The following is a 25,543-nucleotide window of genomic DNA, read 5'->3' as shown; positions in this document are numbered from 1 at the left end:
GGGTTCGACCCGTCATTCATCTCGTCAACGCTCATCAACTTACCGGAGGGAACCATGGCAAAAGGACAGCAAAACAGCAACAAGATGGTCAAAAAACCCAAGAAGGACAGCTCGCCGCCCAAGCCGGTGTCTCCCGATGCGGTGCGCCCGACCATCGTCACGCAGGTCATTCCGCGCGGCAAGATCAAGGACAAATAAGCCGTGGCAGCCGGCACCGGCGACCCATCTGCGAATGCCCCGGCTGCTGCACAGCAGCCTGGCAATCCGCTGCACGGCGTAACGCTGGAGGCCATCGTCACTGCGCTTTCAGACCACTACGGCTGGGAAGACCTGGGGCGGCGCATCAATATCCGCTGCTTCACCAGCGATCCCAGCGTGGCTTCCAGCCTCAAGTTCCTGCGCAAGACGCCCTGGGCGCGCGAGAAGGTTGAAAGCCTTTACCTCTTCATGCTGCGGGAAGTCAAACGCAGTGGCCCCACGGTTCATAACTTTCCGCCGCCCAAGCCCAAGGGCTGACCCGGGGCCCGGTCCCGCAGCCGCTCTAGAGCGGGTTCGCAAACAGCAGCATCATCGCGATGCCCACGCCAATCAGGAAGTTGGCATCGATCAGGCCCGCCAACAGAAACATCTTGACCTGCAACGGCTCCATCATCTCGGGCTGGCGCACGGCGCCCTCCAGGAAGCGCCCGCCCATCGCGCCTATGCCCAGGCAAGCGCCTATGGCACCCAGGCCTATGATCAATCCACATGCAATGGCAATGGCACCTGCGTCAGTCATGGTTTCTCTCCTTGGTTAAAAACTTTGTTGATGGCTGAATCATGAAGGCCGGCACGCCGCCAAACAATGACCTCGCAGGTAATGGCGCCGCAGCCGCCGGCTTGGTCCTGCTGCATGCCGACGACAGCCTGCTGGTGCTGGACAAGCCCGCGGGCCTGCTTGCTGTGCCTGGGCGCGGCGAAGGCAAGCAGGACTGCCTGAGCGCCCGCGTGCAGGCGGTTTACCCCGATGCGCTGGTCGTGCACAGGCTGGACCAGGCCACCTCGGGCCTGATGCTGATGGCGCGCGGCGCGGCCATGCAGCGCGCGCTGAGCCTGGCCTTTGAAGGCCGCGAGGTCGGCAAGCGCTATCTGGCCGTGGTGGAGGGAGCCCTGGCTTCGCCGCGACCCTCGGATGGCGATGACGGCTGGGGCCTAATAGACCTGCCCATCATCGTGGACTGGCCGAATCGCCCGCTGCGCATCATTGACGCCGAACGCGGCAAGCCCAGCCAGACCCGCTGGCGCGTGCTGGCCTTTGACGCAGTGGCCAACACCACGCGCGTGGAACTTGAGCCGGTCACCGGTCGCTCCCACCAGCTGCGTGTACACCTGAAAGCGCTGGGCCATCCCATCCTGGGCGATGCCCTGTACGCCCCTGCCGAGGTGCAGGCCAAGGCGCCGCGCCTCTTCTTGCATGCCGCGGCGCTGCGTTTCACGCACCCGGCCAGCGGCTTGCCGATGTCGTTTGAAAGCGCTCCCGGGTTTTAGCGGCGCCGGCAGCCCGGGCTTGCCGGCGCTAACATGAGGCCATGAAACACCTCACCCTCCTCACAGGCGCATCACGCGGCATGGGCCTTTCCATGGCGCGCCAGTTGCTCAGCGCCGGCCACACCGTGCTGTGTATCTCCCGCACTTCAGCGCCCGAACTGGACGCACATGCCAGGCATGTGGGCGCCACGGTGCTGCAATGGGAGCATGACCTGGCCGACAGCGGCTCCCTGGCCGGCAAACTGGAAAATTGGCTCAAGGATTCGCAGGCCGAACAAGCCTGGGCCAGCGCCACGCTGATCAACAACGCGGGCGTGATCCCTCAAATCGCCCCGCTGAGCGCGCTAGGCGCCGACGACCTGGCCCGCGCGCTGCGCGTCGGGCTGGAGGCCCCCATGCAAATCACCGCCGCCTTCCTGCGCGCCACCGGCGACTGGAAAGCGCCGCGCAAGGTGCTCAATATTTCATCAGGCCTGGGACGCCGCGCCATGGCCTCGCAAGCAGCCTACTGTGCGGCCAAGGCCGGCATGGACCACTTCACGCGCAGCCTGGCGCTGGACGAAGCCCTGAAGCCGCTGGGCGCCAAGGTCTGCTCGCTCGCACCCGGTGTGATAGACACCGGCATGCAGGAACAGCTGCGCGCGGCGCCGGCCGAAGCGTTCCCCGACCGGGCCTCGTTTGTAGGCCTGAAGACCGGCGGCTCGCTGACCTCGCCCGACGATGCGGCGGCGCGCATCATTGCCTTCCTGGCGCGGCCGGATTTCGGAACAAACCCGGTCGCAGACGTAAGGGATTAAAGCCACCAGCGGGGGCCGCGGAACCGGCTTTGCCGGGCCGCAGGCGCCGCCCCCTCGAGGGGGGAACAGGCTACACGAAGTGAGCCTGGAAGGGGGTGGGCTATTTCACCCGGACGGGGGTGTTCAATAGACCTCGGGGACGACGATGTCTTGGGGCACCGGGTTGCGCACATAGTCCTCGTGGCGCACGCGCTCCGGCAGCACGATGGCCGGGTGCTCCGTTTCCTGGTAGGGCATCTGCTGCAGCAGGTGGTGTATGCAGTTCAGGCGCGCCTTTTTCTTGTCGACGGCCTGCACCACCCACCAGGGGGCTTCGGGAATGTGGGTGCGCTCCAGCATGATTTCCTTGGCCTTGGTGTATTCCTCCCAGCGCCGGCGCGATTCGAGGTCCATGGGACTGAGCTTCCACTGCTTGAGCGGGTCGTGGATGCGGCCCAGGAAGCGCAAGTGCTGCTCTTCGTCGGAGATGGAGAACCAGTACTTGATCAGCTGTATGCCGGAGCGGCCCAGCATTTTTTCAAATTCGGGCACAGTACGGAAAAATTCCTCGTACTGCTCGTCGGTGCAAAAGCCCATGACGCGCTCCACGCCGGCACGGTTGTACCAGCTGCGGTCGAACAGCACGATCTCGCCGGCCGCCGGCAGGTGCGACACATAACGCTGAAAATACCACTGCGTGCGTTCGCGGTCATTCGGGGCCGGCAGCGCCGCCACGCGGCATACGCGCGGGTTGAGCCGCTGGGTGATGCGTTTGATGACGCCGCCCTTGCCGGCCGCGTCGCGGCCTTCAAAAAGAATGACCACCTTGTGGCCGGTGGCGACCACCCAGTCCTGCAGTTTCACCAGCTCGGCCTGCAGGCGGAACAACTCGCGGAAATACTGCCGGCGGTATTCCTTGTCCCTGGCCGCATCCTGTGGGCTGCGGGCGCGGTCCTCACCGATGAGCTCGTCCACGGTGCGGTCTTCGATCTCCATCTCCAGCTCTTCGTCGAGGCTGTCGATCAGGTCGTTGCGGATACGCCGCATTAAATCTTCGTCGCTTGAAATCAAGGGTATCTCCCGCAAAAGCCAAAAACCGGACGCCGAAACCGGCAACACGCCAGCTTAGAGGCCTTCCGTGGCAATTTGATGAAAAACCCCGCTTCGCGCGGCAAGCCCGGCAGACGACTGGGATCAGGATTTCTTGAGGATCTCGTAGATCTCGTCCTTGACCTTGAGCCGCCGTTTCTTCAGGTCTTCCAGCGCCTCGTCGGTGATGGCGCCCACACCCTGCTCATAGCGGGCGATGGCGTGGTTGTCGGTGTCGTACTGGGTGAAGAGGCTGGCAAAGTGTGGGTCGGACACCTTGAGGCTGCGCATTTTCTGCAGGTATTCCGGAAACTCGTGCGCCAGGTCGTGATTCAGCAAGTCCATGGGAAGCTCCTTGTAGGGCCGGTGAAACAGCTTAGTCCCGAACCACCAGCACCGGCAAGTGGGCATGTGACAGCACCTGGGCCGTGACGCTGCCCAGCACCAGCTTTTCAAGCCCGCGCCGGCCGTGCGAGCCCATGACGACGAGATCGGCGCCAACCGATTCGGCGGTGTCCAGGATGCCGCGGTAGATTGCATGGCCTTCAACCACCGAACCGGTGGCGGTGATGCCCACCCCGGCGAAAGCCTGCTTGGCGGTCTTGATGGCCTCGTTGGCTTCGGCAGTGGCGGCACCCAGGTATTCGGCCTGGCCGTAGGCGAAGTCGGTGCCCACCCCGGTGAAGGCATAGGGATCAATGACGTAGATGACCGTTACTTCGGTCTTGAAGGCCTGCGCGATGGCCAGCGCGTTGCCCAGGGCTTTTTGCGAGGTGGCCGAACCATCCACGGGAACCAGAATGTGCTTGTACATGATGGAATCTCCTTAGAGCATGAACAGGTTCTTAAGCCCTGGATGGATTCTCAGGCACCAGCCCCTCCCGGGTCAATGCCGACAGGGCCTGCCCGCTGAAGGGCCAGCCTTGCATCATTTATAAATCATGGCACCCGGGGGGCGCCGTCAGACAAAGCGCCGAAAACCGGCGGCCTGGCTGATCGGCTTGGGCTATTCGGCCTTGATGTTGGCCGACTTGGCCAGCTGCGCGTAGCGCGCGAGGTCGGCCTTGATCAGCTTGGACAGCGCCGCGCCGTTGCCCGACAAGGGCTCGACACCGGCGCCCGAGAGGTTTTCCTTCACTGCGGGTTCGGCCAACACCTTCTGCACGTCCGCATAGATCTTCGCGACCACTTCCGGCTTCATCTTGGCCGGGCCCATGAGCGCATACCAGATGGAAAAATCCAGTGGCTTGAGGCCCTGCTCTTCAAACGTGGGCACCTGGGGCATCAGCGGGTAGCGCGTGGCGGTCGACACACCGATGGCATTGAGCTTGCCGGTCTTGATGTGGGGCGCAGCAAGGTTGGCGCTCAGGATGGCCAGTTGCACCTGGCCGCCCACCACGTCGGTCAGGGCCGGGGCGCAGCCCTTGTAGCCCACGTTGGTGGCGGCGACGCCGGACTTCTGCTTGACCAGCTCCATCACAAAATGCTGGGGCGTTCCGACGCCGCAGGAGCCATAGCTCAGCCCCGTCGGGTTGGCCTTGGAATAGGCTACCAGGTCCTTGAGGTTTTTGATGTTGGTGCTCTCGTGCGACACCAGCGCGATCGGCGTGAGGCCCAGCAGCATGATGGGCGTCAGGTCCTTCTCGGGGTCGTAGTTGAGCTTGCCGTTGACGGCCGGGTTGACCACCATGGTGCTGTTTTGCAGCAGCAGCGTATAGCCGTCCGGCGGCGCGTGCACCACGGCCTCGGTGCCGATGTTGCCGGAGGCGCCCGCGCGGTTGTCCACCGCGACACCCTGCCCCCACATGGCCTGCAGGCGCGCGCCTATCTGCCGCGCCAGGATGTCGGAGCCGCCGCCCGTTCCGTAGGGCACGATGACGCGCACGGCGCGCGACGGGTAGTCCTGCGCCATCGCCTGGGTCGCACCCAGGCAGCTCAGGGACATAACGGCGGCCAGTGCCAGCAATCTCGGGAATTTCATGGTGCGCCTTTTTGTTGCGGGTGTGTTTCGATGAAGAAAGGATGACTCAGCGATTGCTCACCGATTACTCGACGGCCCCAACGGCCCGGCTCCATAACTCCCAGGGCCGCATGACCTGGCCTTCGTTGGTGTTCATGGCCTTGTCGGCTTCTTCAGGGGTCAGGAATTCAATCGGGCCCAGCGCATGGGCAGTGAGCTGCAGTTTGGCGTTTTCCTCGGCGTAGACAGCACGATAGACCGCGCGCTCCAGCGAGGGGGCCACTACGGTGGAGCCGTGGCCGCGCATCAGCACGCAGGTATGCTGGCCCAGCGCCTTGGCCAGGTCCTTGCCCAGGCCCGTGTCGCGGATCAGCAGGTCGGTGTTGCCGTTGGACTCGCGGATTTCATACAGCGATGATCCGCTGCCCAGAAAACCGCTCATATGGAAGATGGGGCGCAGGCGCTGGCCGGTCACGCCGAAGGGAATCACGCTGGGCGAATGGCTGTGCACCACGGCCATCACGTCGGGCCGCGCGCGGTAGATCTCGCCGTGGATGAAGCGCTCGAGGTAGGACCGCAACGTGGACGGTACTGCCAGGTCGCCGTTGAGGTCATACGCCAGGATGTCGGCTTTTTTCACCAGTCCCGGCGCGCGGTTGCACGACAGCAGGAAGTGATCGGGCGACTTGTCGTGGCGAACGCTCACATGGCCGAAGCCATCGACCACACCCCGGTCATGAAGGATGCGGTTGGCAATCACCAGTTTTTCAACGAGCGCGGGATCGGGCGCGGCAAGCGTCATGAAGTGTCCTTATCAGCAACGGCCGGAACGCCGTTTTTAATAAGCATACATATTACATTCAGAATTTTCCGGGCGAATGATGAAACACGGAGGGTAAACCCGCCCTGCTCCGTCAATCGCCGGCTTCCCGGCTGTGCCTCAGGGCTCGATCTTCACACCCTTCCAGAAGGCGATGTGGCCCTTGATGTTCTCGGCCTCGGGCTTGGGGTCGGGGTAATACCAGGCGGCGTCGGTGTTCATTTCGCCGTTGACCAGCAGCGAGTAATAGCTGGCCTGCCCTTTCCAGGAGCACATGGTGTGGTGGTTGCTGAAGGTGACGTAGTCGCGGTTGAGCGAGCTTTCGGGGAAATAGTGGTTGCCTTCCACCACCACGGTGTCGTCGCTTTGCGCAATCACTGCGCCGTTCCAGATGGCTTTCATGGGAATGTCTTTCTGCGTGTGCGAATACGGATACGGATGCGGATCGGGGGGAAAACAGGGGCCAATGCTACGCCCCCACGGGCGGGCTTGCGGGCTCAGGGCCTATTCTCGCTGCCCCGCACGTGTCGAGGCCGAAACGCGGACAGAAAAAAGCCGGTGACGCGCACCGGCTTTTAGCGAAGCTTGAGGAAGACCGAGCAGCCGTCAGTCGTGGCCCTTGCCATGTTTCTCGCCGCGGCCCTGGTCGTCGCCATGCCCGCCCTTGTGCTTGCTCTTCTTGTGCTTGCCGCGCTCGAAGTCCTCATCACCCTGGACCTTCACAAAATACACCGGCTGGCCGCAAGCGTTGTACTTCGCGCAATGCTTGGACCACTTTTTCGCATGGCCGGGAGGCACATGCAGGTACAGGGGCGGCTGCTGCACCACCACCGCCGGGCGCTGGATGATGACGGGCTGCGCATAAATCACCGGCGGCGGCGGCGCGGTGCCGATTTCAATCCGGCCGTAAACGCCGGGCGACAGCGCTCCTTCCACCGTGGCGTTTGCATAAGGGCCTGCGGCCAGGGCCGCGCCAGTCCACAGTGCGGACAGCGCAAAGACACCAGCCGCTAGCAAAGGGATTTTGTATTTTTTCATGGTGGGAGTTTTCGTTGTTAACAAACCTAAGAGACGCCTCCCTCCAAGCCAACAGGGGCCGCGGAACCGGCCTTGGCCTGTCCTGAGCTTGTCGAAGGGCCGGGCCGCAGGCGCAGCGCCCCCTCGGGGGGCAGGGAGCTACACGCAGTGAGCGACCGTGGGGGCCTCGATGTTAGGCGGCCATACGAAGGTTTTTGCCCTCAACGATTACCTTGGAACCCACAGCGACGGCGCTGGACAGCTCCATATTGCGCACCGTGCCGTCATCCATGCGCACGCGCACTTCATACACGGTCACCTTCTTCATGTTCTTTTCGATCTGGTTGCCGGCAAAGGCGCCACCGGCCACGCCCAGCACGGTCATTGCCGTCTTGCCGTTGCCGCCGCCCACCTGGTTGCCCAGCAGGCCGCCGACCACGCCGCCGGCCACTGTGCCCAGGCCTATGGTGGTGTTGCCGACGTCCACGCCGTTGACCTTGCCCTGGCGTTGCACCGGCGTCACGGCTTCCACCGTGCCGCAAGTTGCGCAGACGTTGGCCCTTGGCGAAGCCTGGGCCACCACGGTCGGGGTGGTGTGCGGCTTGGCGGCTTGCGGCTTGGGCGTGTCGGCCGCCAACTTGGCGACTTTCGCGGGCTCATTCACAGGCGCGGCAGCCGAACCGTTCGGATACGCATCGGAGCGGTTGACGACCAGCGCGGCGGCCAGCGCCATGACGGTCACGCCGAGCACGGCAACGATGGCGACAAGCGCCTTGCTGTGCTGCAGGCGCTGGGAAAACCCCGGCTGGGCAGGCTGGATGGCGGGAGCATTGCTGACTTGGTTGTTGGTATCCATGATGGACTCCTTCTGTGTGAGTCCCAGTTGTAACCATGCCGCTTGATACATCCTGTAGGACGAGGTGACATTCGTAAGGAAAGCTTTCCGAATCGTCCTGAAAGTGTGCGTTTATGCGCACATTGGCCTGCCTTTATCTCGTCCTCACGCAGGCTTGACCGGCGCTTTACACAGCCCCGCCGGGGTGCGTGGGGTCCACCCAAAGCACGGTGTCGGGTTTCTCGACGGGTTCGATCTCCAGGTTGACGGCCACCGCCTCGCCGTCGCTGCGGCACAACACACATTCCAGAACCTCGGTCGGGCTGGCGTTGATTTCCTGGTGCGGCACATAGGGCGGCACATAAATAAAGTCGCCCGGGCCCGCTTCCGCGGTGAACTCCAGGCGCTCGCCCCAGCGCATGCGGGCCTTGCCGCGTATCACATAGATCACGCTTTCCAGGTGGCCGTGGTGATGGGCGCCGGTTTTGGCGTCGGCATGGATGGTGACGGTGCCGGCCCACAATTTCTGTGCACCCACGCGGGCGAAGTTGATGGCGGCGCGCCTGTCCATGCCCGGCGTCTGCGCCGTGTTGCTGTCAAGCTGGTTGCCCGCGATCACTCGTACGCCGTCATGCTTCCACGGCGGGTCGGCCTGGCCCTGGGCGTGCGGATGTGTGTGCCCGGGACCGTGCGAATGGTCGTGGTCGTGGGGATGGTGCGGCAGCGTAGGGTCGCCGGTGGGATCGTTGCTCATGCCGCCAGCGTACACCACCGGCGTCTCATCAGTCCAGAACCCGGTCGGCCAGAAGCCGCCCCTTGAGTAGCCCCTTACTTGTAGCGCTCGCGCGCCAACGCCGCGCCCTGCGCCAGGGCCTGCAGTTTTTTCAGTGCCACTTCGCGGTCCATGGGCGCCAAGCCGCAATTGGTGCAAGGCAGCAAGCGGTTTTTGGGCACGTACTGCAGCGCTTTGCCAATCGTGTCGGCCACCTGCTCGGGCGTTTCAATCTCGTCGCTGGCCACGTCGATCACGCCAACCATCACGTCCTTGCCTTCGAGCAGCGCCATCAGGTGCGGCGGCACATGCGAGTGGTAGCACTCCAGGCTGACCTGCTGGATACTGCTTTTGGCCAGCGCCGGGAACACGGTTTCGTACTGCCGCCATTCCTCGCCCAGCGAAGCCTTCCAGTCGGTGTTGGCCTTGATGCCGTAGCCGTAGCAGATGTGCACGGCCGTCGTGCAGGTGAGGCCCCGGGCCGCAACTTCCAGCGCCTTCACGCCCCAGTCGGCGGCGTCCTTCATGTAGACGTTGAAAGCCGGTTCGTCGAACTGGATGATGTCCACGCCGTCGGCCTGCAAGGCCAGCGCCTCCTGGTTCAGCAACTCGGCGAAAGCCATGGCCATCTTGACCTTGTCGCCGTAAAACCGGTCGGCCACGGTGTCGACAATCGTCATGGGGCCGGGCAAGGTGAATTTGATTTTTTTGCCGGTGTGCGCTCGCAGCAACTGCGCCTCGGCCGCATGCACACGGCCCTTGAGCTTCAGCGCGGCCACCACCTGCGGCACCATGGCGTCGTAGCGGTTGTCGCGTATGCCCATCTTGACCTTGTGCTCGAAGTCTATGCCTTCGACCTGCTCGAGGAAGCCGTGCACAAAGTGCTGGCGTGACTGCTCGCCGTCGCCTATCACGTCCAGGCCCGCGTCTTCCTGCGCCTTGATCCACAGCAGCGTGGCATCGGCCTTGGCCTGCTTGAGCGCCTCGCCCTCGGCCTTCCACTGCGGCCAGAGCTTGTTGGTTTCGGAGAGCCAGGCGGGTTTGGGCAGGCTGCCGGCAATGGTGGCGCTGAAAAGCGGGCTTGCGGAGGGCTTTGTCATAGGCTTGTTGTTCCTTGTCTCAATCATTGTCGTTCGCGGCCAGTGCCTCAAAAGAATTCACGGGCCAGCAGTTCATAAGAGCGGCGGCGAGCGACCGGATCATGCGCCCAGGTAATCACCACCAGCTCTTCAACCCCCAGTGTATTGGCCAGAGCCCGCAGTTTGGCGGCGACTTGCAGGCCGCTGCCGACCAGCGCATTGGCCCGGAGCTTGTCGGCCTCCACCTGCTCGGCCGGTGTGTAGGGGCGCTGCGCCACTTCCTGGGGCGAAGGCAGGGCCGCAAGCGCGCCGCGGTTGCGGTCTATCTTCCAGCGCTCCCGGCCCGAGAAGTGGTGCCAGGCCTCTGCTTCCGTATCCGCCGCGAGCGCCCACACGCAAAGCACGGCCTGCGGTGCGGGATGGCGAGGGCTGGGCCGGTAGTTGGCGCGGTAGAGTTCCAGCGCCTGCTCCGCGCCCTGGCCGTCGGTGATGAAATAGGCAAACGCATACGGCAGGCCGTAATGCGCCGCCAGTTGCGCGCCGTAGTCGGAGCTACCCAGCATCCACATCTCGGGCGTGCTTGGGCCCATGGGGTTGGCCGTCACGCCGCGGCCCGGGTGGCCTTCGGGCAGGTCGATGCCGGCCAGCCAGGCCTGCAGCTCGCGCACCTGGATCGGAAAATTGTCGGCCGATTGGCGCGGGTCGCTGCTGAGCAGCCGCGCCGTGCGCATGTCGGAACCCGGCGCGCGCCCCACGCCCAAGTCTATGCGACCCGGCGCCAGGGCCTCAAGCACGCGAAACTGCTCGGCCACCTTGAGCGCCGCGTAGTGCGGCAACATCACGCCGGCGCTGCCCACGCGTATGCGGCTGGTGGTCGCGGCGATGGCCGCCATCAGCACCTCGGGCGCGGAGCCGACGATGGTCGGGTGGCTGTGGTGCTCGCTGACCCAGAAGCGGCGGTAGCCCAGCGCTTCGCAGTGGCGGGCCAGCTGCAGGGTTTCACGGATGGACGCGTCTTCCGTGCGGCCGGTGACGGCGACGGACTGGTCGAGGACGGAGAGATGCATGGTCGGGTGACTATAGCCAGAGCGCTTAAATCCCGCTCGGCCAGGGTTACCGGCCGCCGCTCTGTTCCAATAGAGGGTTAGTTCCCGTCCAGACCCGAGATAAAGAATCAAACCCTATGGCACTCAAAGCCACCATTTACAAAGCCCAGCTGGCCCTGTCCGACATGGACCGCGGCATCTACGCCGACCACAGCGTGACGATTGCGCGCCACCCGTCGGAAGCCGATGAGCGCATGATGATTCGCCTGCTGGCCTTCGCGCTCAATGTGCCTGCCGACGACAAAAAGGGCAACCTCGAATTCGCCAAGGACTTGTGGGACGTGGACGAGGCCGCGCTCTGGCACAAGGACTACACCGAACAGATCCTGCACTGGATAGACGTGGGCCAGCCCGACGACAAACGCCTGATGAAGGCCGCGGGCCGCGCCGAGCGCGTCAGCGTCTACAGCTTTGCCAGCAGCACGCCGGTCTGGTGGAAGAACATTGCATCCAAACTCACGCGCGCCGCCAATCTCGTGGTCTGGCAAATAGACGCGACCGAAAGCCAGGCGCTGGCCAAGCTCGCGGAGCGCAGCATGCAGCTGCAAGTGACGGTGCAGGACGGCACGGTCTGGATGAGCACCGCGCTGGGCTCGGTGGAAATCACGCCGCGGCGGCTGACGGCCGGCGAATAAAAACTAAGCCGTCGCGGAAGGCCCGGCGTTGGCATCCTGGCGCTGATAAGGCGGCAGCTTGGCACCGCAATGAAAGCAAAAATCCGCCTCGGGCAGGTGGCCTTCGGTCAGGCACTCGTGGCAGGTGCGGGTGGTCGGCAACGGCAGGCGCTGCAAGCGCCGCTCCGCCGCCATCTCGGCCGTCACGATGCCGGTGGGCACCGCCAGAATGCCCCAGCCCAGCAGCATCATGAATGACGAGATCAACCGGCCCAGGTCCGTCTTGGGCGTGATGTCGCCAAAGCCCACGGTAGTGACCGTGCTGATCGCCCAGTAGACCGAGGTCGGGATGCTGGTAAAGCCATTGGACGGCCCTTCGACCACATACATCACGGTGCCCATCACCAGCACCATCATGACCACGGCGGAGAGGAACACCAGGATCTTGCGCCCGCTGGCGGCCAGCGCCCGGCCCAGGGACTGGTACTCGGCCACATAGGCCGCGAGCTTGAAAATCCGGAACACGCGCAGCAGCCGCAGCACGCGCACATCAATCAGCGCGTGCAGCTCAGGGAAGAACAACGCCAGGTAGGTCGGCAGCACCGCGATCAGATCGATGATGCCGAAAAAGCTGGTCGCGTACTGCAGCGGCTTGCGCACGCAGGCCAGGCGCGCCAGATATTCTGCGGTGAACAGCAGCGTGAAGATCCACTCGACCACCGCGAAGGCCCGCCCATGCGAGGCATGGATGGCCTGCACGCTGTCGGCCATCACCACGGCAATGCTGACCAAAATAAGAACGATCAGCGCCTTGTCGAACAGCCGCCCCGCGCGGGTGTCGGCCTCGAAGATGATGGTGTACAGGCGCAGCCGCCAGCCGGCCAGCGGCTTGTCGTCGAAGTCTTGCAGTGTGGGTGGGGCAGGTTTGGCCATTGTGTCAACAGGCTCTCCAGAAAGAGGGCGCAGCGGCCGAAAGGCACTAGCCCTGCTCGGCCTCCTGCAGCGCGCGCCACATGACTTTGCCCGAGCCGCTTTTGGGCAGCGCATCGACAAACTGCACCACGCGCGGGTATTTGTAAGCCGCCATGTTATCCCGGCACCAGCTGATGATGTCGTCCTCGCTGGTATTGCCCCTGGCGGCGGGGCGCAGCACCACCACCGCCTTGACGGTTTCGCCGCGGTAGGCGTCGCGGGTCGAGATGATGCAGGCTTCCTGGATCGCCGGGTGCTTGAACATCAGGGCCTCCACCTCGGCCGGCCAGACCTTGAAGCCCGAGGCGTTGATCATGCGCTTGAGCCGGTCGGTGATGAAGAAGTAGCCCTGCTCGTCCATGCGGCCCAGGTCGCCGGAACGAAAGAAGCGCTTGCCGTCGATTTCGATAAAAGCCTGCTCCGTTGCGTCCGGGCGTTTCCAGTAGCCCCGGAATATTTGCGGACCGCTCATGATGATTTCGCCCTGCTCGCCCTGCGGCACTTCCTGGAGCGTGATCGGGTCGACCACGCGCGCGTCGCAACTCATGAAAGGCACGCCCAGGCATTGCTGCTTGGTGGCGTCATAGGGATTGCTGTGCGAGGGCGCGGCCGTTTCCGTAAGGCCGTAGCCTTCGGCAAAGCGCAGGCCGTATTGCTCCCAGAGGCGCTGCGCCACCGCCTGCGGCATGGCCGCGCCGCCACCGCCTATATACACCAGGCTGCTCAGGTCGAACTCCGCAAAGTTGGGACTGGCCAGCAGGTCTATGACCATGGTGGGAATGTTGGTCCAGTGCGTCACACGCCAGCGCGAGATCAGGCGCCCGGCCAGTTCGCGGTCCCAGCGCGGCATGATGACCAGTGTCGCGCTGCCGTAAATGGACGCATGCATCACCGACACCATGCCGGTGATATGGAACATGGGCACCACGGACAGCGTCACGTTCTCAAAGGTGCTGCCGCCCCACAGGCAACTGGCCACCGCGTTGTGCATGATGCTGGAATGGGGGTGCATGCAGCCCTTGGGCAGGCCGGTGGTGCCGCTGGTGTAGGGCAGCACGGCCAGGTCCTGCGGCGTGGCGGTGTGCGGCGGCAGCTCGCCTGCTTCCAGCGCGGTGTTCGACGTCGCGTCGGCCCAGTCGATCACGCTGCCGCCTTCAAGCACCGGCAGCGCATGGCGCGTGCCCAGCCATTCGCGCCAGGCCGGGGGCATGGCGGCATCGCCCTCGCCTTCCGCAGCCAGGTCGAAAGCATCGCTGTAATGGGTGACCACCATATGTGACAGCCGTTCGCCGGGTGCCAGTTGCGCGTTGGCCCTGGCAAGTTCAGGCGCGAGATCGGCCGCCGTGATGGCGACTTTCGCATCGGGATCGGCGATGTAGTGCTTGAGCTCCTCCGCCCGGTTCATGGGGTTGACCGGCACCACCACCGCATTGGCGCGCAGGATGGCAAAGTGCGCGATCACCCACTGCGGGCAGTTCTGCATGTTGAGCACCACGCGGTCGCCGCTGCGCACGCCCAGGCTGTGCAGCGTGGCGGCCAGGCGCTCGGCCTGGCGCATGACTTCGGCGTAGCTGAGCACGCGGTTGAAGAACACCAGCGCGGGCTTGTCGGGAAAACGCAGCGCGCTGACCGCGAGGTTGTGCCACAGCGAAGTGGCCGGCGGCGTGATGCTGTGCGGCAGGCGCCTGGGCCACACCTGGTGGTGCAAGGTATGCGGGGTCGTGGCGGGAACGGCCTGGCCGGTATCGGATTCAAGGGTCAAGAAGGGCTCCAGGCAACTGCTGACTTGGGGGCTTCAGCCTACCCCGAGTCCGCGTCGCCCACATCCGGGAAGCTCCCGATAAAACACTGTCACTTGAGCGACCGGTGCAGATAGCCCAATACGCGCCCGACATCATCTGTGGTATCTGCCAAAGAATTCATATCCGCAGATTACGCAGATTTACACAGATAAAGGCAGTCATGATGCAACGCCGTGTGACCGGCCTGTGGAGACAGGCATGAAGTCCCGACTACAAACGCCTTCTCTTCAATCTGYATAAATCTGCGTAATCTGCGGATAAATCCAGATGACAAACGACGCGGCTGTCCGCCCCCACATTCCCCGTCCTGGTGCATCCGGCCACCCAAAAAGCCGCAAGCCGGTGCACAGGCACGCCAGCCAGGTGCACATATCTTGCATACCAAATAGTGACAAATTCAACAAAATCACCCCAGGAAGGGGTAAATGCCGGACACAAAAAATAAGAAGAAGGTATAGGCTGACAAGGTCAACGGTTCAAGCCGGATACGCCTATCTGGAAACCGTGCAGGCCTTGCCAGCCCCTTTTTTGCACCGGAAACCGGACTTCCGTTTTCCGGCCAAAGATTGGCACAAGACTTGCACTCAAGATTCCGGATTCAGGTCGCATCGGCGCAAATCGGTATGACTTTTACAACCCACGGAGCGTGCCATGACCTCAAGTAAATTCCTGCTTTCGCTGACCCTGACGGTTCTTTCACTCCTGTCGAGCTTTGGCGTCCATGCGCAAAGCGCCCTGGACACCATCCTCAAGAACAAGAAAATCACCATCGCGGTTCCGCCCGACTTTCCGCCTTATGGCTCCATGGGGGCGGACTTCAAGATTCAGGGCCTGGACGTCGACATGGCCAACTACATCGGCGCCAAACTGGGCGTGACGGTCGATGTGATTCCTGTCAGCAGCGCCAATCGCATTCCCTACCTGCAGACGAAAAAGGCATCGCTGGTGATCGCAACCCTGGGCAAAAACCCGGACCGCGAAAAGCAGATCGACTTTGCCGGCGCGTATTCGCCCTTTTTCCAGGCAGTCTTCGGCCCAAGAACGCTCAACATCAAGAGCTTCACCGACCTGGCGGGAAAAACCATTGGCGTGACGCGCGGCTCGGTCGAGGACGAGGAACTCAACAAGCTGGCCCCCTCGGGCACCGATATCCGCCGCTTTGACGACAACTTCAAGACGGTGAACGCCTTCACCGCCGGCCAGGTGCAGCTCATCGCCACGGGCGCTTCCGTTGCGGGCAACATCATGAGCAAGAGCCCACAGCTGCGCACCGAGTACAAGCTGCTGCTCAAGGAGAGCCCCAACTTTATCGGCGTACCCAAAGGAGAAGACACGCTTCGCCTGACGGTCAACGGCATCCTTGCCGAGGCCAAAAAGAACGGCGACCTGGACAAGATTTCGCTCAAATGGCTGGGACGCCCCGCGGGCGATTTGCCGCAATAAATTCACGCGACCGGTAGGACACCATCCTCCGAGAAAACCCTGATGTGATACACCAATCTTGTATACAAATATTGAGTTAACTCATCTACATTTGCACCATGGCCACCGCCCCCGACATCAGCAACCGCATCATCGAAGCCGTGATGGCGCAAAAGCTCGCTCCCGGCTCGCGCCTGGGCGAGCAGCAGCTGGCCATGCTGTTTGACTGCAGCCGCACCATCGTGCGCGAAGCGCTGACCCGTCTTGCGGTGCGCGGCATCGTCACCGTCAGCAGCCGGCGCGGCTGGTATGTGATCGAGCCCTCCCAGGAAGAAGCGCGCGAGGCCTTTGAAGCGCGCCGCGTCATCGAGATGGGCCTGATCCGCTGCACCACCGACGTCAGCAAGGCCGCCATCAAGCAGCTCAAGACGCACCTGACCCGCGAGAAAGCCGCCATCAAGGGCGACGACGTGGGCCTGCGCAGCTTTCTGCTGGGCGACTTCCATGTCTGCCTGGCCGAATGCCTGGGCAACAGCCTGCTGGCCGACACACTGCGCGACTTCACGGCGCGCACCACCCTCATCGCCATGCTTTACCAGTCTTCGCACGATGCGGAGCAGTCCTGCGAAGAGCATGTGCTCATCGTGCAGGCACTGGAAAAAGGCGACCTGGCGAAAGCCGAAAAACTCATGCAGGCCCATATCGGCAGCGTGCAGGCCGCGCTCAAGCTCCAGGCCGGCGGCGGCGACCCGCTGGCGCAGCTGCGCAGCGCGCTCAGCCCGCTCGATGCGCAGGCCGTCGCCGGCAAGCCGGCACCCACCCCATCTTCCCGTGTTCGCAAAACCGGCCGCAACGCGGCCAAACCCCCAGAAGATTCCTCAACCTACCTTGGAGCCCTGCTATGAAGTCCAGCAAACGCGTTTTTTCTTTTGCCCTCGCCGCAGCCGCGGTGCTGGCCGCCACCGGCGCCCACGCGCAAACCGCGCTGGACGACATCATGAAAGCCAAGGAAATCAAGATCGCCATCCCGACCGACTTTCCGCCCTACGGCATGGTCGGCACTGACCTGAAACCACAGGGCCTGGACGTGGAGATGGCCGGCTACATCGCGCAAAAGCTCGGCGTCAAGGTGGAACTCGTTCCCGTGACCAGCGCCAACCGCATCGCCTACCTGCAAACCAAAAAAGCCGACCTGGTGATCTCCACGCTGGGCAAAACCGCGGAGCGCGAAAAAGTCATCGACTTCACCGCCGCCTACACCCCCTTCTTCCAGGCCGTGTTTGGCCCCAAGAGCATGAGCATCAAGTCGTTTGCCGACCTCAACGGCAAAACCATCAGCGTCACGCGCGCCGCCATCGAAGACCAGGAGCTGAGCAAGGTCGCACCTGCCGGTACCGACATCAAGCGCTTTGAAGACAACAACACCACGGTATCGGCCTACACCGCCGGCCAGGTGCAACTGATCGCTACCGGCGCATCGGTCGCAGGCAACATGATTGCCAAGAACCCGCAGCTCAACACCGAGTACAAGCTGTTGCTCAAAGACTCCCCAAACTTCATCGGCGTGGCCAAGGGTGAAGACAAGCTGCGCCTGAAGGTCAATGAAATCATCGCCGAAGGCAAAAAGTCGGGTGACCTCGACAAGCTGGCCGTCAAGTGGCTGGGCCGTCCTGCTGGCGATCTTCCTCAGTAGATTTTGAACACCCCCGTTGCGGTTCGCTTCGCGTAACCGCCTCCCCCCTTGCAGGGGGCGCCGCTTGCGGCCCGGCAAAGCCGGTTCCACTGCGGCCGCTGGCCTGCAAGCCGCCCTCCTCAACAGGAAGTGAATCAGATGCGTGTCGAGCTTGATTTCATGGCCGTGCTGTCGCAATGGCCGTTGCTGGCCACCGGCGTCGTGTGGACGCTGGGCCTGACGGCGATCTCGTCGGTGGCGGGCGTCCTGGTGGGCATGGCGTTTGCCTGGGCGCGTGCCAGTGGGCCGACGTGGCTGCGCTGGGTGGTGGGCACTTATGTCGAGCTGATACGCAACACACCCTTTATCGTCCAGCTGTTTTTCATTTTTTTCGGCCTGCCGGCCCTGGGCTTCAAGCTCTCGCCGGAAGTAGCCTCGGTGCTGGCCATGGTGATCAACCTCGCGGCCTATGCCACCGAGATCATCCGCGCCGGGGTTGAAGCCACGCCGCGCGGACAGATAGAAGCAGCCGAAAGCCTGGCACTCAACCGCGTGCAGATCTACACCCGCGTGGTGCTGCCGCCCGCGCTCAAGAAAGTCTGGCCCGCCATGGTGAGCCAGATCATCATCGTGATGCTGGGCTCGGCCGTCTGCGGCCAGATCTCAACGCAGGAGCTGTCTTATGCCGCCAACCTAATCCAGGGCCGCAACTTCCGCGCCTTTGAGGCCTTCATCGTCGCCACGTTGATTTACCTGGCGCTGTCGGTCGGGGTGCGCAAGCTGCTGAACTGGGCCGGCCCGAAATTTCTCTTTGGCCGCTGACAGAAAGGCCGGGCAACACCATGATCGAATTCACCGTCTGGGATATTTTCAGAAACCTGTTGCTCGCGGCGCGCTGGACCGTCGTGCTCTCGCTGGTGGCCTTCATAGGCGGCGGCCTTGTCGGCGCGCTGCTGCTGGTGGGCCGGCTGTCGGCCACGCGCTCGGCGCCGGGCGCGCAAAAGGCCGGGCGCATTGTTCGCCGCGCGCTGGACACCTATGTGCTGCTGTTCCAGGGCACGCCGCTGCTGATGCAGCTCTTCCTGGCTTATTTCGGCCTGGCGCTTTTCGGCATCAATGTGCCGGCATGGGTGGCGGCCGCGGTGGCGCTCACGCTTTACACCAGCGCCTACCTGGCCGAAATCTGGCGCGGCTGCGTCGACGCGATTCCCAAGGGCCAGTGGGAGGCCGCGCAAAGCCTGGCGCTGAATTTCGGCGAGCAACTGCGCTACATCGTGCTGCCGCAAGCCGTGCGCATCGCCGTGCCGCCCACCGTGGGTTTCCTGGTGCAGGTCATCAAGGGCACGGCGCTGGCCTCGGTGATCGGCTTTATCGAGCTGACCAAGGCCGGCACCATGATCACCAACGCCACCTTCAAACCCTTTGTTGTCTACAGCTGCGTCGCGCTGATGTACTTCGCGCTGTGTTTCCCCGTGTCCCTGTATGCGCGCAAGCTTGAGAGGAAAGCCCGAAATGGACGTTAACGCCATCCCATCCGCCGCCACGGCCGACAAGACACTTGTCGAGATCAACCAGCTGCGCAAAAGCTTCGGCACCAACGAGGTACTCAAAGGCATAGACCTTGATGTCAAGGCAGGCGAAGTCATTGCCATCATCGGAAAAAGCGGTTCGGGCAAAAGCACGCTGCTGCGCTGCATCAACGGGCTGGAAGTCTTCCAGAGCGGCACGCTGCGCGTGGACGGTAAACACCTGCTGCACGACAACCCGCAAGTCATGCGTGAGCTGCGCCAACGCGTGGGCATGATTTTCCAGAGCTTCAACCTGTTCCCGCACCTCACCGTCGGCAAAAACATCATGCTGGCGCCCACCCTGGTCAAGAAGACCGCCGGCCCATCCGCGGCCGAGCACGCGCATGCGCTGCTGCAGCGCGTGGGCCTGGCCGAAAAATTCGACGCCTGGCCCGACCAGCTCTCGGGCGGGCAGCAACAGCGCGTGGCCATCGCCCGCGCGCTGGCCATGCAGCCTTCGGTGCTGCTGTGCGATGAAATCACCTCGGCGCTGGACCCGGAACTGGTGGGCGAGGTGCTGCAAGTGGTGGAAAGCCTGGCCGCCGAAGGCATGACGCTGCTGATGGTGACGCACGAAATGAACTTCGCCCGCAAGGTCTGCGATCGCGTGGTCTTCATGCACCAGGGCCGCGTGCACGAGATCGGCCCTCCCGACGAAGTGTTCTCCAATCCGCGAACAGCCGAGCTCAAGCAGTTCCTCGGCATGATCCAGTAAGCGCGGGCGGCAGGCGCGCCCGGCCGCTTCGATATCCGGCAAAGCGCACCAAAGCTGCGCACCAAAAGCCGCCTGGGCTGCCCGGGTCTGGCTTTTTTGGCGCCGGCTTGCCCCCCAGGCCGGCAGGGTCGCACGGCTTCCCGCACAATGGCGGGGATAGACCTACCCCGCTCTTGACGGGATGGCCGCCTGCGCCCGCCATCCCTGGGTAGGGGGCGCCGTCCCCGCCTACCCGACGACGCCTCCATGAATGCCATGCCCCCCATCCTGTATTTCTTCGCGCTGTGCAACCTGGTCATAGGCAGCGGCGCCTTTGTACTGGGCGGCATCCTGCAGCCCATGAGCGCGTCGCTGGGCATCAGCGTGGCGGCCGCCGGCCAGGCCATGACCGCCTATGCCGTGGCCACCGCCGTGCTCGCGCCGCTGCTCATCATCCTCACCGCCCGCTGGCCGCGCAAGCGCGCCGTGCAACTGGCACTGGTGCTGTTCACCGCCGGTTGCCTGGTGTGCGCCCTCGCGCCCAACCTGCCCGTGCTGCTGCTGGGCCGCGTGTTGATGGGTGCCGGTGCGATGTTCACCGCGGCGGCTTCCGCGCTGGCCGTCAGCATGGTGGTGCCCGCGCTGCGCGGCCGGGCGCTGTCCATCACCTTCCTGGGTATGAGCATCAGCTACGCCGTGGGCCTGCCCATAGGCGCCTGGCTGGGCTTTGAGTTCGGCTGGCGCGTGCCGGTGTGGCTGTCGGCGGCCGCAAGCCTTGCGGCGCTGCTTGCGGCCAGCTGGCTGATTCCGGCCAACATGGCCAGCGCCGGCACCAGCTTTGCGGGCTTTCAGGCGGCCGCGCGCCAGGGCGCGGTGCTGCGCGTCTGGGGCCGCACCCTGCTCTACTTCATTGCCATCTTCAGCGTGTTTGCCTATGTCGGGCCGGTGCTGCAGGCGCTCAATCCCATGAATTCCGCGCAGCTCTCGGCCACGCTGGCGGTTTTCGGCCTGGCCGGCGTGGGCGGCACGCTGATGGGCGGCTGGGCCACCGATCGCTTCGGCGCGTTGCGCACCCTGCGCGTGCAGCTCGCCGTGCTGGTCGCCATGATGTGCCTGCTGCCACTCACACGCGGCAGCGTGCCGGCCACCATGGCCGTGCTGGTGGCCTGGGGCATCGCCGGCTTCGGCCTGATGGCGCCGCAGCAAAGCCGGCTGGCCAGCCTTTCACCGGCGCAGGCGCCTCTGCTGCTGAGCCTCAACGGCTCCATGCTCTACGTGGGCACGGCACTGGGCGCGGTGATCAGCGGTGCGCTGCTGGACCAGGTCGGGTTTGCGCAGCTGGGCTGGGTGGGCGTGCCTTTCGGCCTGCTGGCCATGCTGACCCTGGTGTTTGACCGCAGGACCACACGCATACCGGCCTCGGCCGCCGCATAATTTTTACTTCATGCCATGACAGCACAAGACCAGTTCGATCGCCTGGAAACCGCACTGCAACAGTTGCGCGGCGACACGCTCAACGTGGCGGCGTTCTCGCAAATCGCGACGCAGCAGCAAAGCCTGGCGGTGGCCCTCCCCGAGCGATTCAACGAGGTGCTCTCGCAGTTGCTGAACCGGCTCGAATCCAGCGCGCTGTTCACCGAAGAAAGCTGCTCCTTCAGCCAACAGGATTTGCTGGACAGCCTGCAGCTGTGGCTGGACAAGGCGCGACTGCAGTTGCAAAAAACCGGGGCCAAAAGCTGAGCTCGCAGGAACTTATCCGGGTCCTGCCCTATCATTCACCCATGCGCCATTTTCTGTTCGCCATCCTGATCGCCCTGCTGCCTTTGCGCGGCTGGGTGGGTGACGCGATGGCCACGCAAATGGCGGCAGGCCAGCTTCAGCATCATCAAAAAACGCCAGCCGCAGTCCAGGCGGATCATGTGCATGAGGCCATGGACACGGCCCATGCCGACCACCATACAGAAGCCCAGGCGCTGCACGATTGCATGGACCAGGTGGCCGATGACGCCAGCCATTCAAGCGACGGCCACTGCGAAACCTGCGCCGCCTGCCAGGCCTGCCACACAGTGGCCTTGTCACCCGCGGCGCCCGACTTGATGCCGCATTTCAGCGCACCCACCCTGCCCCGTTCGGCGGCAGATCCCTTCGCCAGTGCCGACACCGCACTGCGCCAAAAACCACCCATTTCCTGATCTCCAGGCCCGTAGTGGGTCTGTACTTGCCCTCCGGCTCGGCCCCTTGCGGTCGATAAGGCCGGAGCACGCGATGCCCGCCTTCGCACCCGCTTGTATTTCAGGAGATTTTTGTGAACATCCGCGTCTTTTCGAACCCGCGCGCATGGCTGCCGGCCGTGCTGTCGCTCGCGGGGGCCGCAGCCCATGCGCAAGCCCCCACACCTTATCCCCGGCTGGATCCCCGGCCCACCGAACAGGCGGCCGACCCGGCCGCACCGGTACCGGCCGTCCTGTATTCGTCGGCCTTTGCCGGCTTGCCCAGCGGCGTGGAACCGGCCGTCGATGACTGGAGAAAAGCCAACGCCGCTGTGGGCCAGTTCCCACGAGGCCATGCCGACCTGCTGAAGTGGGAGCAGTCCCAGGAAGCCAAGCCCGCGGCGCCCGCCGCCAAAAAACCATGAGGTGCGGCATGAACACCCCCAAACGGCTGGGCACACGCACATGGGTACTGCTGGCTTTCACGCTCACGGCACTCACGGCTCGCGCGGCTGTTCCCTTTGACGGCGGCGTAAGCGGCCTCGAAGCCTTGGCCGAGGGCCAGACGGCCGGCCCCGTGAGCATTGCGCGGCCGGGCATGGACACCAGCGCGGCCATCGCGCCCTTGCTGGCGGCCGGCCCACTCAGCGCCGACACGGCGGTGCGCATCGCCCTGCTCAACAACCCCGGCCTGCAGGCCTCGCTGGCCGCGGAAGGCGTCAATGTCTCGGATGCCGCTCTGGCCGGTAGCCCGGTCAGGCGCAAGGCGGCCCAGGACATTGCGGTGCTGTCGGCCCAGGCGCGCAAGGCTTGGGTACGTGCTGTGGCGGCCGCGCAGCTCGCTCGTGCGGCGGCCGAGGCCAAAGACAGCGCCGAGGCCGGCGGCGAGCTGGCCCGCCGCATGGCGCGTGCCGGCAACTGGAGCAAGCTGCAACAGGCGCGCGAGCAAGTGCTGCTGGCCGACGCTGCGGCGCAGCTCGCACGCGCGCGGCAGGCAGCTTTCAGCGAGCGCGAAAAACTCATCGTGGTGATGGGCCTGTGGGGGCCGCAAACCGGCTTTGAACTGCCGGAGCGCCTGCCCGAGCTGCCGGCTCAACCGCAGGAATTACCCGATGTGGAAAGCCGCGTGCTGCAACAGCGGCTGGACCTCCAACTGGCAAGCACGCAATGGGCACGGCAACGCGCGATCCGGCGCGAACCCGGCGCCGAAGCGCTGTGGGACGCGATGGGCAATGCGGCCCGCGTGCGCGAACTGGCGGTAAAGGCCCGCAGCGAAGCGCGCGAGGTCTACCACGGCTACCGCACGGCCTGGGACCTGGCACAGCACTACGAGAAGCAAGTACTGCCCCTGTCGCGCTTCATCAAGGAGGAGACCCTGCTTCGCTACAACGGCATGCTGGCCAGCGTCTTTGAGCTGCTGGCCGAGTCGCGCGCGCAAACCCAGGTCGCGAGCGAAGCGGTCCAGGCCAACCGCGACTTCTGGCTCGCCGACGCCGACCTGCGCACCGTGCTGGCCGGTGCGCCTTACGACGCGGCATCCGGCGCATCCGCGGAACGCCCTTCCACCGGCGCAGCCGCGGCCGCGCACTGAGGCAAAGCCCTCATCACCGAATCTTCAAGGACATTTCATGAACCGACGACATTTTTTCAACCGCGCGGCGACGGCAGGCATGAGCGCCGTGGCCGCCGCCTCGGTCAGCAAGGTGGCCATGGCCGCGCTGCCCGAGCCGGCCACCATGGCGCATGCCAACACCGCCGCGCCCCTCATGCCGCCCAACGGCCGGCCCTACAACCCGGTAGTGACGCTCAACGGCTGGACCCTGCCCTGGCGCATGAACAACGGCACCAAGGAATTCCACCTGGTGGCCGAGCCCGTGGTGCGCGAAATGGCGCCCGGCTTCAAGGCCCATATGTGGGGCTACAACGGGCAGAGCCCCGGCCCAACCATTGAGGTGGTGGAAGGCGACCGCGTGCGCATCTTCGTGACCAACAAGCTGCCCGAACACACAAGCGTCCACTGGCACGGCCAGCGCCTTCCCAACGGCATGGACGGCGTGGCAGGGCTGAACCAGCCGGCCATCCCGGTGGGCAAGACTTTTGTCTATGAGTTCATCGCGCGGCGGCCCGGCACCTTTATGTACCACCCGCATGCCGACGAGATGACGCAGATGGCCATGGGCATGATGGGCTTCTGGGTGACGCACCCCAAGGAGAAACACCCGCTGATCGCCGAGGTGGACCGCGACTTCGTGTTCCTGCTCAACGCCTACGACATAGAACCCGGCAGCATGACGCCCAAGATCATGACCATGCTGGACTTCAACCTCTGGAGCTGGAACAGCCGCATCTTCCCCGGCATAGACCCGCTGGTGGTGCGAAGGAACGACAAGGTGCGCATACGCGTGGGCAACCTCACCATGACCAACCACCCGATCCATCTGCACGGCCACGAGTTCACGGTGACCGGCACCGACGGCGGGCCCACGCCGCCGGCATCGCGCTGGCCGGAGGTGACGGCTGATGTCGCGGTGGGCCAGATGCGGCAGCTGGAATTCATCGCCGACGAGGAAGGCGACTGGGCTTTTCACTGCCACAAAAGCCACCACACCATGAACGCCATGGGCCACAACGTACCCACCATGCTGGGTGTGGACCACCGCGGCCTGGTCCGCAAAATCCAGAAAGCGGCGCCCGACTACATGGTGATGGGCGAGCGCGGCATGGCCGACATGGGCAGTATGGAGATGCCGATTCCCGACAACACCGCGCCCATGATGACGGGCACGGGACCCTACGGCGGCGTCGAAATGGGCGGCATGTTCAGCATGCTCAAGGTGCGCAGCGGCCAGAAGCCCGGCGACTACAAGGATCCGGGCTGGTACCGCCAGCCACTCGGCACCCAGGCCTTTGAGTGGAAGGGCGCGCTGCCCGAGGCTGCGCGCGCCGGGGCCGGCAACGCAGCCGCCACACCCTCCGCCGAAGTCCAGGTGCGCAAGCCTTCGGGCCACGGCAGCCATTGAGGCTTTCCGTACTCTCTTTTTTCCTACTTTCTTTTCGTACTTTCTTTTCGCACTCTTTTACCCAACACGATTCAAGGAACATCATGAAAATTTCAAACACCCTCCCACTCATCGCCGCCTGCGCCATCAGCATGGCAACCACTGGGGCATTCGCCCACGGTACGGAAGACCACGCGGGCAAACCCGCCGTCATCCGGAAAGAACAAAAGGACTGGGGCATTGCCGGCGACGCCAAATCGGCCACGCGCACCGTGACGCTGGTCATGGACGACAACATGCGCTTCACACCGGACAAGCTGGCCTTCAAGCAGGGCGAGACCGTGCGCTTCGTGATCCGCAACCAGGGAAAACTTTTGCACGAGCTGGTGATAGGCACCAAACCAGAGCTCGAAGCGCATGCCGCCATGATGATGAAATTTCCCGGCATGGAGCATGACGAGCCCTATATGGCCCACGTGCCCACCGGCAAGTCGAGCGATCTGGTCTGGACCTTTAACCGCACCGGCGAGTTCGACTTCGCCTGCCTGATCGCCGGCCACTACCAGGCGGGCATGGTCGGCAAGATCAGCGTGACGCGCTGAATGATCA

General features: G+C 64.1%; 32 protein-coding genes. 18 read left to right on the top strand and 14 right to left on the bottom strand.

Annotation, left to right across the window (positions count from 1 at the left end):
• Positions 1 to 54 precede the first annotated feature (54 nt).
• Complete coding sequence (locus tag AC1DXS_RS16610) at positions 55 to 198, top strand: hypothetical protein (protein WP_007868315.1); 144 nt, start codon at positions 55 to 57, stop codon at positions 196 to 198.
• Between the two features lie 3 nt (positions 199 to 201).
• Positions 202 to 516 carry a VF530 family protein gene (locus tag AC1DXS_RS16605; RefSeq protein ID WP_477738582.1) on the top strand — a complete coding sequence of 105 codons (315 nt, stop codon included), beginning with the start codon at positions 202 to 204 and terminating at the stop codon, positions 514 to 516.
• Between the two features lie 25 nt (positions 517 to 541).
• Here AC1DXS_RS16605 and atpE read toward each other — a convergent pair whose 3' ends face one another.
• Positions 542 to 778 carry a F0F1 ATP synthase subunit C gene (gene atpE, locus AC1DXS_RS16600; protein WP_007868318.1) on the bottom strand — a complete coding sequence of 79 codons (237 nt, stop codon included), beginning with the start codon at positions 776 to 778 and terminating at the stop codon, positions 542 to 544.
• Between the two features lie 41 nt (positions 779 to 819).
• Between atpE and AC1DXS_RS16595 the strand changes: the two genes are divergently transcribed.
• Together AC1DXS_RS16595 and AC1DXS_RS16590 are read left to right on the top strand one after the other, a co-directional pair.
• Positions 820 to 1,527 (top strand): RluA family pseudouridine synthase, encoded by a 708-nt coding sequence (locus tag AC1DXS_RS16595; RefSeq protein WP_477738581.1) that lies wholly within the window; start codon positions 820 to 822, stop codon positions 1,525 to 1,527.
• A 41-nt stretch (positions 1,528 to 1,568) separates the two neighbouring features.
• Entirely contained in the window at positions 1,569 to 2,324 is a 756-nt protein-coding gene (locus AC1DXS_RS16590; protein ID WP_477738580.1) for an SDR family NAD(P)-dependent oxidoreductase, read from the top strand.
• A 123-nt stretch (positions 2,325 to 2,447) separates the two neighbouring features.
• Here AC1DXS_RS16590 and ppk2 read toward each other — a convergent pair whose 3' ends face one another.
• The 11 genes from ppk2 to AC1DXS_RS16535 all read right to left on the bottom strand — a co-directional run bounded on the left by ppk2 (position 2,448) and on the right by AC1DXS_RS16535 (position 10,942).
• Complete coding sequence (gene ppk2, locus AC1DXS_RS16585) at positions 2,448 to 3,350, bottom strand: polyphosphate kinase 2 (protein WP_477738579.1); 903 nt, start codon at positions 3,348 to 3,350, stop codon at positions 2,448 to 2,450.
• A 147-nt stretch (positions 3,351 to 3,497) separates the two neighbouring features.
• Positions 3,498 to 3,737 carry an HP1242/YdcH family protein gene (locus AC1DXS_RS16580; protein ID WP_477738578.1) on the bottom strand — a complete coding sequence of 80 codons (240 nt, stop codon included), beginning with the start codon at positions 3,735 to 3,737 and terminating at the stop codon, positions 3,498 to 3,500.
• A gap of 31 nt (positions 3,738 to 3,768) precedes the next feature.
• Positions 3,769 to 4,206 carry a universal stress protein gene (locus AC1DXS_RS16575; RefSeq protein ID WP_477738577.1) on the bottom strand — a complete coding sequence of 146 codons (438 nt, stop codon included), beginning with the start codon at positions 4,204 to 4,206 and terminating at the stop codon, positions 3,769 to 3,771.
• Positions 4,207 to 4,398: 192 nt separating this feature from the next.
• A complete protein-coding gene (locus AC1DXS_RS16570; protein WP_477738576.1) occupies positions 4,399 to 5,373 on the bottom strand; it encodes a Bug family tripartite tricarboxylate transporter substrate binding protein in 975 nt (324 codons plus the stop codon).
• A 64-nt stretch (positions 5,374 to 5,437) separates the two neighbouring features.
• Complete coding sequence (locus tag AC1DXS_RS16565; RefSeq protein WP_477738575.1) at positions 5,438 to 6,154, bottom strand: class II aldolase/adducin family protein; 717 nt, start codon at positions 6,152 to 6,154, stop codon at positions 5,438 to 5,440.
• 138 nt (positions 6,155 to 6,292) lie between these two features.
• The gene (locus tag AC1DXS_RS16560) at positions 6,293 to 6,574 is read right to left on the bottom strand and encodes a DUF427 domain-containing protein (RefSeq protein WP_413326149.1); all 282 of its coding nucleotides are present in this window, start codon (positions 6,572 to 6,574) and stop codon (positions 6,293 to 6,295) included.
• Between the two features lie 204 nt (positions 6,575 to 6,778).
• Positions 6,779 to 7,210: a hypothetical protein gene (locus tag AC1DXS_RS16555; protein WP_477738574.1), complete on the bottom strand. Its 432-nt coding sequence runs from the start codon at positions 7,208 to 7,210 to the stop codon at positions 6,779 to 6,781.
• Positions 7,211 to 7,382: 172 nt separating this feature from the next.
• The gene (locus AC1DXS_RS16550) at positions 7,383 to 8,045 is read right to left on the bottom strand and encodes a glycine zipper 2TM domain-containing protein (protein ID WP_477738573.1); all 663 of its coding nucleotides are present in this window, start codon (positions 8,043 to 8,045) and stop codon (positions 7,383 to 7,385) included.
• A gap of 166 nt (positions 8,046 to 8,211) precedes the next feature.
• Entirely contained in the window at positions 8,212 to 8,778 is a 567-nt protein-coding gene (locus AC1DXS_RS16545) for a cupin domain-containing protein (protein WP_477738572.1), read from the bottom strand.
• 74 nt (positions 8,779 to 8,852) lie between these two features.
• Positions 8,853 to 9,896 carry a methionine synthase gene (locus tag AC1DXS_RS16540; protein ID WP_477738571.1) on the bottom strand — a complete coding sequence of 348 codons (1,044 nt, stop codon included), beginning with the start codon at positions 9,894 to 9,896 and terminating at the stop codon, positions 8,853 to 8,855.
• Positions 9,897 to 9,943: 47 nt separating this feature from the next.
• On the bottom strand, positions 9,944 to 10,942 hold the full coding sequence (locus AC1DXS_RS16535) for an LLM class flavin-dependent oxidoreductase (RefSeq protein WP_477738570.1): 999 nt from the start codon (positions 10,940 to 10,942) through the stop codon (positions 9,944 to 9,946).
• A gap of 116 nt (positions 10,943 to 11,058) precedes the next feature.
• Here AC1DXS_RS16535 and AC1DXS_RS16530 point away from each other — a divergent pair, with 116 nt between their 5' ends.
• Positions 11,059 to 11,616, top strand: coding sequence for a YaeQ family protein (locus tag AC1DXS_RS16530; protein WP_477738569.1), 558 nt, complete (start codon positions 11,059 to 11,061; stop codon positions 11,614 to 11,616).
• A 3-nt stretch (positions 11,617 to 11,619) separates the two neighbouring features.
• Here the strand turns inward: AC1DXS_RS16530 and AC1DXS_RS16525 are convergent, their stop codons facing one another.
• Both AC1DXS_RS16525 and AC1DXS_RS16520 read right to left on the bottom strand, forming a co-directional pair.
• Positions 11,620 to 12,528 (bottom strand): ion transporter, encoded by a 909-nt coding sequence (locus AC1DXS_RS16525; RefSeq protein ID WP_477738568.1) that lies wholly within the window; start codon positions 12,526 to 12,528, stop codon positions 11,620 to 11,622.
• Between the two features lie 46 nt (positions 12,529 to 12,574).
• Positions 12,575 to 14,329 carry a long-chain fatty acid--CoA ligase gene (locus tag AC1DXS_RS16520; RefSeq protein WP_477738567.1) on the bottom strand — a complete coding sequence of 585 codons (1,755 nt, stop codon included), beginning with the start codon at positions 14,327 to 14,329 and terminating at the stop codon, positions 12,575 to 12,577.
• Positions 14,330 to 15,020: 691 nt separating this feature from the next.
• On the opposite strand from AC1DXS_RS16520, the gene AC1DXS_RS16515 reads away from it, so the two are divergent.
• From AC1DXS_RS16515 to AC1DXS_RS16455, 13 genes are all read left to right on the top strand, one after another.
• Complete coding sequence (locus AC1DXS_RS16515) at positions 15,021 to 15,812, top strand: transporter substrate-binding domain-containing protein (protein WP_477738566.1); 792 nt, start codon at positions 15,021 to 15,023, stop codon at positions 15,810 to 15,812.
• A gap of 98 nt (positions 15,813 to 15,910) precedes the next feature.
• The gene (locus AC1DXS_RS16510; RefSeq protein WP_477738565.1) at positions 15,911 to 16,696 is read left to right on the top strand and encodes a GntR family transcriptional regulator; all 786 of its coding nucleotides are present in this window, start codon (positions 15,911 to 15,913) and stop codon (positions 16,694 to 16,696) included.
• On the top strand, positions 16,693 to 17,484 hold the full coding sequence (locus AC1DXS_RS16505; protein ID WP_477738564.1) for a transporter substrate-binding domain-containing protein: 792 nt from the start codon (positions 16,693 to 16,695) through the stop codon (positions 17,482 to 17,484). Before AC1DXS_RS16510 ends, AC1DXS_RS16505 begins: the two co-directional genes overlap by 4 nt.
• A 138-nt stretch (positions 17,485 to 17,622) precedes the next feature.
• The gene (locus AC1DXS_RS16500) at positions 17,623 to 18,285 is read left to right on the top strand and encodes an amino acid ABC transporter permease (RefSeq protein WP_477738563.1); all 663 of its coding nucleotides are present in this window, start codon (positions 17,623 to 17,625) and stop codon (positions 18,283 to 18,285) included.
• A gap of 20 nt (positions 18,286 to 18,305) precedes the next feature.
• On the top strand, positions 18,306 to 18,986 hold the full coding sequence (locus tag AC1DXS_RS16495; RefSeq protein ID WP_477738562.1) for an amino acid ABC transporter permease: 681 nt from the start codon (positions 18,306 to 18,308) through the stop codon (positions 18,984 to 18,986).
• Positions 18,976 to 19,746, top strand: coding sequence for an amino acid ABC transporter ATP-binding protein (locus AC1DXS_RS16490; RefSeq protein WP_477738561.1), 771 nt, complete (start codon positions 18,976 to 18,978; stop codon positions 19,744 to 19,746). The genes AC1DXS_RS16495 and AC1DXS_RS16490 overlap by 11 nt, the downstream gene beginning before the upstream one ends.
• Before the next feature lie 246 nt (positions 19,747 to 19,992).
• Positions 19,993 to 21,159 (top strand): MFS transporter, encoded by a 1,167-nt coding sequence (locus tag AC1DXS_RS16485; RefSeq protein WP_477738560.1) that lies wholly within the window; start codon positions 19,993 to 19,995, stop codon positions 21,157 to 21,159.
• A 15-nt stretch (positions 21,160 to 21,174) separates the two neighbouring features.
• Positions 21,175 to 21,465 (top strand): hypothetical protein, encoded by a 291-nt coding sequence (locus AC1DXS_RS16480; RefSeq protein ID WP_477738559.1) that lies wholly within the window; start codon positions 21,175 to 21,177, stop codon positions 21,463 to 21,465.
• A 41-nt stretch (positions 21,466 to 21,506) separates the two neighbouring features.
• Positions 21,507 to 21,917: a hypothetical protein gene (locus AC1DXS_RS16475; RefSeq protein WP_477738558.1), complete on the top strand. Its 411-nt coding sequence runs from the start codon at positions 21,507 to 21,509 to the stop codon at positions 21,915 to 21,917.
• A 113-nt stretch (positions 21,918 to 22,030) separates the two neighbouring features.
• A complete protein-coding gene (locus AC1DXS_RS16470; protein ID WP_477738557.1) occupies positions 22,031 to 22,360 on the top strand; it encodes a hypothetical protein in 330 nt (109 codons plus the stop codon).
• A gap of 8 nt (positions 22,361 to 22,368) precedes the next feature.
• The gene (locus AC1DXS_RS16465; RefSeq protein ID WP_477738556.1) at positions 22,369 to 23,526 is read left to right on the top strand and encodes a TolC family protein; all 1,158 of its coding nucleotides are present in this window, start codon (positions 22,369 to 22,371) and stop codon (positions 23,524 to 23,526) included.
• Positions 23,527 to 23,563: 37 nt separating this feature from the next.
• Positions 23,564 to 24,955, top strand: a complete 1,392-nt coding sequence (locus AC1DXS_RS16460; protein WP_477738555.1) for a multicopper oxidase family protein — start codon at positions 23,564 to 23,566, stop codon at positions 24,953 to 24,955.
• Positions 24,956 to 25,038: 83 nt separating this feature from the next.
• Complete coding sequence (locus AC1DXS_RS16455) at positions 25,039 to 25,536, top strand: cupredoxin domain-containing protein (RefSeq protein WP_477738554.1); 498 nt, start codon at positions 25,039 to 25,041, stop codon at positions 25,534 to 25,536.
• Positions 25,537 to 25,543: the final 7 nt, after the last annotated feature.

Source organism: Polaromonas sp. P3_B1 (assembly GCF_056402935.1).
The sequence above is the reverse complement of the archived record's forward strand: the minus strand, read 5'-3'. Positions and strand labels throughout refer to the sequence as shown.

Coding starts and splice junctions, on each gene's coding strand:
- AC1DXS_RS16570 (WP_477738576.1), bottom strand. CDS start 5,373: ATGAAATTCCCGAGATTGCTGGCACTGGCCGCCGTTATGTCCCTGAGC.
- AC1DXS_RS16465 (WP_477738556.1), top strand. CDS start 22,369: ATGAACACCCCCAAACGGCTGGGCACACGCACATGGGTACTGCTGGCT.
- AC1DXS_RS16610 (WP_007868315.1), top strand. CDS start 55: ATGGCAAAAGGACAGCAAAACAGCAACAAGATGGTCAAAAAACCCAAG.
- AC1DXS_RS16580 (WP_477738578.1), bottom strand. CDS start 3,737: ATGGACTTGCTGAATCACGACCTGGCGCACGAGTTTCCGGAATACCTG.
- AC1DXS_RS16505 (WP_477738564.1), top strand. CDS start 16,693: ATGAAGTCCAGCAAACGCGTTTTTTCTTTTGCCCTCGCCGCAGCCGCG.
- AC1DXS_RS16495 (WP_477738562.1), top strand. CDS start 18,306: ATGATCGAATTCACCGTCTGGGATATTTTCAGAAACCTGTTGCTCGCG.
- AC1DXS_RS16530 (WP_477738569.1), top strand. CDS start 11,059: ATGGCACTCAAAGCCACCATTTACAAAGCCCAGCTGGCCCTGTCCGAC.
- AC1DXS_RS16490 (WP_477738561.1), top strand. CDS start 18,976: ATGGACGTTAACGCCATCCCATCCGCCGCCACGGCCGACAAGACACTT.
- AC1DXS_RS16460 (WP_477738555.1), top strand. CDS start 23,564: ATGAACCGACGACATTTTTTCAACCGCGCGGCGACGGCAGGCATGAGC.
- AC1DXS_RS16515 (WP_477738566.1), top strand. CDS start 15,021: ATGACCTCAAGTAAATTCCTGCTTTCGCTGACCCTGACGGTTCTTTCA.
- AC1DXS_RS16565 (WP_477738575.1), bottom strand. CDS start 6,154: ATGACGCTTGCCGCGCCCGATCCCGCGCTCGTTGAAAAACTGGTGATT.
- AC1DXS_RS16595 (WP_477738581.1), top strand. CDS start 820: ATGAAGGCCGGCACGCCGCCAAACAATGACCTCGCAGGTAATGGCGCC.
- AC1DXS_RS16560 (WP_413326149.1), bottom strand. CDS start 6,574: ATGAAAGCCATCTGGAACGGCGCAGTGATTGCGCAAAGCGACGACACC.
- AC1DXS_RS16500 (WP_477738563.1), top strand. CDS start 17,623: ATGCGTGTCGAGCTTGATTTCATGGCCGTGCTGTCGCAATGGCCGTTG.
- AC1DXS_RS16545 (WP_477738572.1), bottom strand. CDS start 8,778: ATGAGCAACGATCCCACCGGCGACCCTACGCTGCCGCACCATCCCCAC.
- AC1DXS_RS16455 (WP_477738554.1), top strand. CDS start 25,039: ATGAAAATTTCAAACACCCTCCCACTCATCGCCGCCTGCGCCATCAGC.
- AC1DXS_RS16555 (WP_477738574.1), bottom strand. CDS start 7,210: ATGAAAAAATACAAAATCCCTTTGCTAGCGGCTGGTGTCTTTGCGCTG.
- AC1DXS_RS16590 (WP_477738580.1), top strand. CDS start 1,569: ATGAAACACCTCACCCTCCTCACAGGCGCATCACGCGGCATGGGCCTT.
- AC1DXS_RS16550 (WP_477738573.1), bottom strand. CDS start 8,045: ATGGATACCAACAACCAAGTCAGCAATGCTCCCGCCATCCAGCCTGCC.
- AC1DXS_RS16540 (WP_477738571.1), bottom strand. CDS start 9,896: ATGACAAAGCCCTCCGCAAGCCCGCTTTTCAGCGCCACCATTGCCGGC.
- AC1DXS_RS16575 (WP_477738577.1), bottom strand. CDS start 4,206: ATGTACAAGCACATTCTGGTTCCCGTGGATGGTTCGGCCACCTCGCAA.
- AC1DXS_RS16480 (WP_477738559.1), top strand. CDS start 21,175: ATGACAGCACAAGACCAGTTCGATCGCCTGGAAACCGCACTGCAACAG.
- ppk2 (WP_477738579.1), bottom strand. CDS start 3,350: ATGCGGCGTATCCGCAACGACCTGATCGACAGCCTCGACGAAGAGCTG.
- atpE (WP_007868318.1), bottom strand. CDS start 778: ATGACTGACGCAGGTGCCATTGCCATTGCATGTGGATTGATCATAGGC.
- AC1DXS_RS16525 (WP_477738568.1), bottom strand. CDS start 12,528: ATGGCCAAACCTGCCCCACCCACACTGCAAGACTTCGACGACAAGCCG.
- AC1DXS_RS16510 (WP_477738565.1), top strand. CDS start 15,911: ATGGCCACCGCCCCCGACATCAGCAACCGCATCATCGAAGCCGTGATG.
- AC1DXS_RS16535 (WP_477738570.1), bottom strand. CDS start 10,942: ATGCATCTCTCCGTCCTCGACCAGTCCGTCGCCGTCACCGGCCGCACG.
- AC1DXS_RS16475 (WP_477738558.1), top strand. CDS start 21,507: ATGCGCCATTTTCTGTTCGCCATCCTGATCGCCCTGCTGCCTTTGCGC.
- AC1DXS_RS16485 (WP_477738560.1), top strand. CDS start 19,993: ATGAATGCCATGCCCCCCATCCTGTATTTCTTCGCGCTGTGCAACCTG.